The organism is Synechococcus sp. R3-13 (assembly GCF_047462195.1).
Lineage (GTDB): Bacteria > Cyanobacteriota > Cyanobacteriia > Thermostichales > Thermostichaceae > Thermostichus.
In genome coordinates, this window is record NZ_JANSIO010000511.1 from 1 (window position 1) to 7,008 (window position 7,008).

Here is a 7,008-nt window from a genome sequence, read left to right on the forward strand (position 1 = left end):
GTTCGTTAGCGAGTAACCTGCACCCTCGTTTTCAGAATCATCTGCTACCGAACCCGCTGCGTCTTGTCAGCCCAACCGATTTCTTCAGTGCAGGCTGCTTGAACCGTTGGCTTAATGTTCTGCCTTCAACTGCGATGGACTCTTCGATCTCTCAATCCCAACCTTCTTCCCGGCGGGATCCCGTGCCTTCGGGCAAGCTTTCCCGGCGCATAGGGCAAGCCCTACTGGGGTTAGCATTGGCCACTTGGCTGTTAATGGGGTTGGGCAGTGCCACCCGCGTCATGAATGCTGGGCTGTCTTGTCCAGATTGGCCCCTTTGCTACGGGGCAATTGTGCCCAGCCAGCAGATGAACCTGCAAGTCTTTTTGGAATGGTTTCACCGCATGGTGGCTTCTGGGGTAGGCTTGGCTACCTTGGTTCTAATGGGGTTTGCTTGGCTGAAGCGTCAGGCATTGCCCACTTGGCTGCCCTGGGGTTTGAGCTGGGCTTTTGTTCTGGTCTTGACGCAAGGGATCCTGGGTGGGCTGACGGTCACGGAGCTGCTGCGCTTTGATATTGTGACGGCCCACTTGGGCACGGGCCTGCTGTTCTTTGCCACTCTGCTTACTCTGGGATTACTGATCTTGACAGGATCCGGTTCCGAGGGCTTCGTCCTGCCGGCACGACTGGGTGAAGGACCGTTTTCCGTCGGCTACTTGCCCTGGCTGGGCTTGGGGGCGGTGCTGCTGGTGTATGTCCAGAGCCTTCTCGGTGCCTTGGTGGCCTCCCAATGGGCGTTGCATCAATGCTTTGCTGCCGGCGAGCTGTGCTGGGTGATGAACAGCCACCTGCTGGGAGTTGCTCCGGCCACCCTTGGGGTGTTGGCAGTAGCGGTGGCCACCGGGCTACGGCGCAAGCGGATCCCCTGGCTCCTCAAGCTTCTGGGTCATGGATCTGTCGGCCTGCTGCTGGTTCAGGTGGGGATCGGTGTTTTGACCTATCATTACCGGCTGCAGGTAGAACCCCTAACGGTGGCCCATCAGATGATGGGGGCAGCTTTGCTGGCCTGTCTGCTGGGTTTTACGGTGCTGGCCTGGCGAATGCGAACCCAGGGGGAAGAAGGCCAGTGGATGGCCATGACCGCAGAAATGACCGGTGAGTGAATTTCATGCAAGATAGCGTTTTAGTCGACCGTCAGGCTTCCTACCAGAACCCGATGGGGGGGATCCCCTCTGAGCAGAGCCCATGTGCTCTGGGGTGCGAGCGCCAGGCGCTTGTCCAGGTTTTGCGCAGCTACAGCCAGTTGGTGAAGCCCAAGATCATCGCCCTCTTGCTGATGACCACGGCTGGGGCCATGTGGATGGCTGGCAACACCGACCTGTTCAGGTTTTTCATCACCCTTTTGGGGGGAGGAATGGCGGCGGCGGCAGCCAACGTCATCAACATGGTGTATGACACCGATATCGATCGGATGATGGAGCGAACCCGCCATCGTCCCCTGCCTTCCGGTCGAATCCGGGCGCGGGATGCTCTGATTTTTGCCGGGATCCTGGCTTTGGCTGCCTTTGGGTTGTTGGCTATTTTCACCAACCTGCTGGCTGCCGGTTTGGCCATGTCGGGGATCCTGGTGTATGTGGGGGTCTATACCCACTGGCTGAAGCGTTCCAGCACGCAAAATATTGTCATCGGTGGAGCGGCAGGAGCGATCCCACCTTTGGTGGGCTGGGCAGCAACCACAGGCGAGCTCAGCTGGGCCGCGTGGGTGATGTTCGCCATCATCTTTTTGTGGACTCCACCCCACTTCTGGGCTTTGGCCATTCTGAAGCGGGAAGACTATGCCCGTGCCGGGGTGCCGATGCTGCCGGTGGTCGCGGGCGAAAGACTCACTGCCGCGCAGATTTTGCTCTACGCGCTGCTGATGGTTCCGGTCAGCCTGTTGCTGGTTTACCCATTGGGAATGCTGGGATCCTTTTATCTGAGCGTCGCGGCGCTGCTGGGATCCCTCTTGGTTTGGAAGGCGGTGCAGTTGCTGCAGGATCCCTGCAATCGAGATCGGGCAGCCTCGCTCTTCACGTTTGCCAACCTGTATCTGCTGCTGTTGTGCGGGGCCATGGGTCTGGATAGGTGGTCGTTAACCCACATCCTCTGGAGCCAGGCCACTGCGTCCCTCCAAGGGATTTACACCACCCTCATAGCGCTGGCCAGCTGACTTGCGCGAATGGGGGATCCCTGGGTTGATAACCCCCGTTGGCCAGCCGGTTTTTCCTCAAAATTGCGGCCCATTCTCAGAGAGTGACACTCCATACCGTGCAGGGTAGAATGAGCTGATCATTAGCCAAGCAAGACACACCCGGCCATGACCAATGAGGAAATTGAGACGCGGTTTGTCCAGTTGGCCGAAGCTGTGACCAGGGTGGCCAATACAGTTGCCCAGGTTACCGATGCTCAGCTTGCCTTGCAGACCCTTTCAGGGCGTCTCGCCGAAGTCGTCCTGGAGTTAAGGCAGGAAGTGCGAGAATTGCGGCAGGAGCTGAGAGAATTGAGGCAGCGGCAGGCTGAATCGGATCAACGCTTTGAGGTTCTCCTTCAGGAAATCCGCTTCTTGATCCGCCGCCAGGGAGAGGGGCAACCATGACCGGGTTTGCCGCTATGCCTTGCCTGTTTCCCACGAGGCCACAGATTGCTGGGTCGAAGACATTGGATTGGAACGGAGCGATATCACCATCGGTGTGAATTGTGGGAAAGGCTGGGGATCCCTTGTTCCACTGCTGTTTTTTTGCTCCTGGTTCTTGCTGGCGAACCTTTGGCCTGTCAATTCGCCGGGGCTAACCGTCTTGGTGAGCTTCGCAGGTTCCAGGGTTGAAGAGTCCCAGAACCCTGGCCTGCCGGAAACTCTCCAGGCTTCGGATGCTGTTGGATCATAACCAACTCACAATCAATGGAGCTTAGCGGACTTGAACCGCTGACCCCTTCAATGCCATTGAAGTGCTCTACCAACTGAGCTAAAGCCCCGATTTACTTTGCTTCAGGTCAGAATCCGCTCAAGGATCCAACTTTCTATTCCATTCTACACCTGCAGCCTGTAGAAGCTGCCTTATTGGTAAAAAGTGCTGGGATCCCATACTAGATAAGGGGAGGATCCTTGTCAATAGTTTGGATGGCTCAACCGGGGGGAAGCAACAGTGGGGTTTGCTCGGCCCTCAGCCTTTTGTTGCCCGGCATCCCAGGAAGCCCGCGGGGTGGTAGAACGGAGTCAGTGGCAATTGAGGGGCCTGTGACACAAGAAACTCAGCTTAACCGCATTTTGGCGGCTTCTTTGCTGGTCGTCTGCCTTATTGCGGCCATTGTCGGGGGCACGCGCCCTGCCCCAGAGCCTACCCGAGGCGGGGTTGGCCTAGAGGCTGCACGGGGGGCGGAGCGCATCGAGGTGGTCACCCTGGAAGGAACGATAGGCGGCCCAGGGGGTTCGACTTTGGTAGGCCTGCCCACTTCTCCTGTGGAACAGTTGCGGGAGGCAGCACGGGATCCCTCTGTCAAGGCTGTATTGCTGCGCATCAACAGTCCCGGCGGAGCTGTGGGATCCAGCCAGGAACTCTACCGTGCCGTAACCGCTCTACACGGAGCAGGCAAGCCGGTGATCGCTATCCTAGAAAACATTGCTGCCAGTGGGGGGTACTACGTGGCCAGCGCTGCCGACAAAATCTATGCCAACCCTGGCACCCTGACCGGCAGCATAGGGGTTATCATCAGCGGCCTCAGCTTTGGTAAGTTGCTGGAGAACTACGGCATAGAGCCGCAGACCTTCAAAACCGGCGAGTACAAAGACCTTCTCTCTCCTTTCCGCAGTGCCACTCCTCAAGAGCAGCGCCTTCTGCAAAACTTGGTGGAGGATACCCTCGAGCAGTTCATTCGCGATGTGGCCCGAGGACGCCAGCACTTGCCAGAAAAGGCAGATGAGGTGCTGGAAGCAGAGATGATCGCGCGGCGGCAGAGCTTGGATGAAGCCCGGGTGCGACAGTTGGCCGATGGGCGCATCTTCACCGGGGCGCAAGCTGTGGAGGTGGGCTTGGTGGATGCTTTGGGGGGCTACACCGAAGCGGTGGAGGATCTGCGGCGCATGACCGGGGATCCCTCTTTGTCACCGGCGGGTGAGGGAGAGGGTTTCCAACGAGTCCTGCGACGACTGTTGAGCCAGGGATTGTCCTCGCAAAGACAAGCCGCTTGGCTGGGCCGGCTGTTGGAGAGCAACGAGACCGTCGGGATCCCAGACGTGCCGTTGCTGTGGATGGCGCCGGAGTGGACTTTGCGCTAAACCTAAATCTAATCAGGACGGGTTTTGGGTGTGGGGGGTGAACGGTGAATCGAGAACCGGTCGCGCCGGCGGCGCAGGGCACTTTGAGAGCAGCTGCTCTGGGAGTGCAGGGCAATACTTGGAGAGAGGGATCCCAGAAGGCCAATTCCTTGGCGGAGCTGGATTGGGCCATCGACCTGGAGCTGTTGACCAGTCGGGCTTGGGTGGAAATTGACGCAGCCCAGCTGCGAGAAAACCTGCGGCTGTTGCAGAGGCGCCTAGGCTCAAACGTCGAGATCTGGGCGGTGGTGAAGGCCAATGCCTACGGGCATGGGGCGCAGTTGGTGGCTCCCGTGGCTGTTGCGGCTGGGGCCAAGGGGCTGTGTGTGGCCACCCTGGCCGAAGGGATCGAGTTGCGGCAAACGGGGCTGCAGGCTCCGATTCTGGTGTTGGGAGCTTTGAATACCTGGGCAGAACTACAGCAGGCCATGGCAGCCCGGTTGGAGGTCAGCCTCACCTGTGCAGAGCAAATCCCGCTGATGCGCCAGGTAGCCCGTTGGGCCGGGCGCCCCGTCCCGGTGCATGTCAACGTGGATACGGGTATGACCCGTTTGGGGATCCCCTGGAAGGAAGCTGCAGCCGTGTGGGGGCAGATTTGTCGGATCCCGGAGCTGGAAGGCTGTAGCTTGTTTTCCCATTTGGCGACGGCGGACGAGCCCCATTCTCCAGTCATGGAACAGCAGCACGCCCGCTTTGCCCAGGTGGTAGAACAGATCCGTCAAGCCGGGGATCCCTTACCGGCGCTGCATCTGGACAACTCAGCCGCCGCTCTGGCCCATCTCCACTACTCCCGTGTGCGCCTGGGACTGGCCCTCTATGGCTTGTCGCCTGCCCCCCACTTGCAACTGCCGGGTCTGCAGCCGATTCTGCGACTCAAGGCGCGGCTGACCCACATCCAAACTGTGCCTGCCCAGACCGGAGTGAGCTATGGACATCGCTACATCACCTCTCGCCCCAGTCGCATTGCCACTCTGGCCATCGGCTATGCGGATGGGATCCCACGGCGGCTTTCCGGCTGGCTGCGAGGATGGGTGCGCGGCGGCTTGATCCAACAGGTGGGCACAATCACGATGGATCAATGTATGTGGGATGTAACCGAGAGGCCGGATATCCAGGTGGGGGATGTGGTGGAGCTGCTGGGCCCCAATCTGGCAAATGCGGGTTTATCTGTGCAGGATTGGGCCGATCAGTTGGGTACTATTTCCTATGAGTTGCTCTGTGGACTTTCTGCCCGTCTGCCAAGAGTGTTGGTTAATTCTCTGGGTTTTGATGATGCCTGACACGACAGATTGGATTGCCTCAAGCACGGATAGGAGCGGGCCAGAGGCTGTTCGCGTCGGCAGCAGAGGGCTTGACTTGACGTGTCAACAGAGAGTAGAGCAGCATCGAAGGTAATCGAGGGCACTCCTGATCACTGAAAACAGTGACTTAGCGGCGGATTCGGTTCCCATTGGGAGGTAGCGATGGCGGAGCAACATAAGCCTCTGAAGAGCCTGGAAAATCAAATGGAACGGGCTGTTCTGGAGATGGTCAATGAAATCCTGCTGATGGAGAGTCAACAGCGCTACTGCTTCTGCGAGAAATTCTGTAACGATGCTGCCGCCCTGGCTTTGAACAACCTCCAGCCTCGATACGCCACCAGTTTTCACGGCTCTCTCCGAACTTTAGAAGCCATTCAAGCGGATCAGGAGTTGCAGAGGCTGATCCGGTTGGAGGTGGTGAAGGCCATGGACAAGGTAGCGGCCAATCCCCGTTGCCCAGAACCTGAATGTCCTTTGCTGCCGCGCGACGTCGAGGCGATAGAGTTAGAGCTGGCCCCTAGCGACAATTGAAGAAATGGCTCTGATGGAGCTGCGCTCCGCTAGCGCGAACGTTTCCCCTTCGCCGGTGGCCTTTCTTGGCCCTGCTGGAACCTACACAGAGTTGGCAGCTTTGCTGGCCTGCCCTGAGCAGCCTCACCTGCACAGCCAGGGATCCCATCCCTTGGTGCCCTACCCAACGATCAGCGCCTGTTTAGAAGCGGTAGCTGTCGGCCAGCAACAATGGGCGGTGGTGCCGGTGGAAAACTCCGTAGAGGGCGGGGTTTCGATGACCTTGGATGCCCTGTGGCAACTGGAGGGGCTAGGGATCCGGCAGGCGCTGATCCTGCCCATTCGCCATGCCCTCATCGGACGTGCCTCGCGGTTGGAGCAAATTGAGCAGGTCTACTCCCACCCGCAAGCTTTGGCCCAATGTCAGGCTTGGCTGAGATCCCATCTGCCCCAGGCCACTTTGATCCCAACCCGCTCGACCACCGAAGAATTGGACCGCCTGCAGGAGCAGCCCAACGCCGCCGTCATCGCCTCAGAACGAGCTGCCACCCTCTACCAACTGCCGGTCTTGGCCTGTCCGATCAACGATCACCCCGATAATTGCACCCGCTTTTGGGTTATTGGCCGTGCGCCGCTCTCGCGTTCCGGTCAACAGGGTGAAACCTCTGCCGATCCTGCTTCTCCGGGGGGATCCCATACTTCCTTGGCCTTCAGCCTGCCCCACAATGTGCCGGGAGCACTGCTGAAACCTCTGCAAGTGTTTGCGGAGCGAGGTTTAAACATGTCCCGTATTGAGTCGCGCCCCACCAAAAAATCGGCAGGGACTTATGTCTTTTTTGTCGATCTGGAGAATCCTGTTGGCCAGCC

The 7,008-nt window shown here is 58.9% G+C and carries 7 protein-coding genes and 1 tRNA gene; 7 read left to right on the forward strand and 1 reads right to left on the reverse strand.

All coding sequences use genetic code 11. The annotated features are described in order from the left end of the window. Nucleotides 1–134: 134 nt before the first annotated feature. The 3 genes from NW856_RS14015 to NW856_RS14025 all read left to right on the forward strand — a co-directional run bounded on the left by NW856_RS14015 (nucleotide 135) and on the right by NW856_RS14025 (nucleotide 2,614). Nucleotides 135–1,142: a COX15/CtaA family protein gene (locus tag NW856_RS14015; protein ID WP_414400738.1), complete on the forward strand. Its 1,008-nt coding sequence runs from the start codon at nucleotides 135–137 to the stop codon at nucleotides 1,140–1,142. 53 nt (nucleotides 1,143–1,195) lie between these two features. Next, complete coding sequence (locus NW856_RS14020) at nucleotides 1,196–2,188, forward strand: heme o synthase (RefSeq protein WP_414400752.1); 993 nt, start codon at nucleotides 1,196–1,198, stop codon at nucleotides 2,186–2,188. A gap of 147 nt (nucleotides 2,189–2,335) precedes the next feature. Continuing rightward, nucleotides 2,336–2,614 carry a hypothetical protein gene (locus NW856_RS14025; RefSeq protein ID WP_011432303.1) on the forward strand — a complete coding sequence of 93 codons (279 nt, stop codon included), beginning with the start codon at nucleotides 2,336–2,338 and terminating at the stop codon, nucleotides 2,612–2,614. A gap of 304 nt (nucleotides 2,615–2,918) precedes the next feature. Here the strand turns inward: NW856_RS14025 and NW856_RS14030 are convergent. Further along, nucleotides 2,919–2,991, reverse strand: a tRNA-Ala gene (locus NW856_RS14030). 262 nt (nucleotides 2,992–3,253) lie between these two features. On the opposite strand from NW856_RS14030, the gene sppA reads away from it, so the two are divergent. From sppA to pheA, 4 genes are all read left to right on the forward strand, one after another. After that, complete coding sequence (gene sppA, locus NW856_RS14035; protein WP_414400739.1) at nucleotides 3,254–4,291, forward strand: signal peptide peptidase SppA; 1,038 nt, start codon at nucleotides 3,254–3,256, stop codon at nucleotides 4,289–4,291. Nucleotides 4,292–4,335: 44 nt separating this feature from the next. After that, complete coding sequence (alr, locus tag NW856_RS14040; protein ID WP_414400740.1) at nucleotides 4,336–5,610, forward strand: alanine racemase; 1,275 nt, start codon at nucleotides 4,336–4,338, stop codon at nucleotides 5,608–5,610. Between the two features lie 183 nt (nucleotides 5,611–5,793). Next, nucleotides 5,794–6,162, forward strand: a complete 369-nt coding sequence (locus NW856_RS14045) for a late competence development ComFB family protein (RefSeq protein ID WP_414400741.1) — start codon at nucleotides 5,794–5,796, stop codon at nucleotides 6,160–6,162. 4 nt (nucleotides 6,163–6,166) lie between these two features. Beyond that, nucleotides 6,167–7,008: prephenate dehydratase (gene pheA / locus NW856_RS14050; RefSeq protein ID WP_414400742.1), on the forward strand; the 842-nt coding region annotated here is incomplete at its 3' end.

Coding starts and splice junctions, on each gene's coding strand:
- NW856_RS14025 (WP_011432303.1), top strand. CDS start 2,336: ATGACCAATGAGGAAATTGAGACGCGGTTTGTCCAGTTGGCCGAAGCT.
- NW856_RS14045 (WP_414400741.1), top strand. CDS start 5,794: ATGGCGGAGCAACATAAGCCTCTGAAGAGCCTGGAAAATCAAATGGAA.
- NW856_RS14020 (WP_414400752.1), top strand. CDS start 1,196: ATGGGGGGGATCCCCTCTGAGCAGAGCCCATGTGCTCTGGGGTGCGAG.
- NW856_RS14015 (WP_414400738.1), top strand. CDS start 135: ATGGACTCTTCGATCTCTCAATCCCAACCTTCTTCCCGGCGGGATCCC.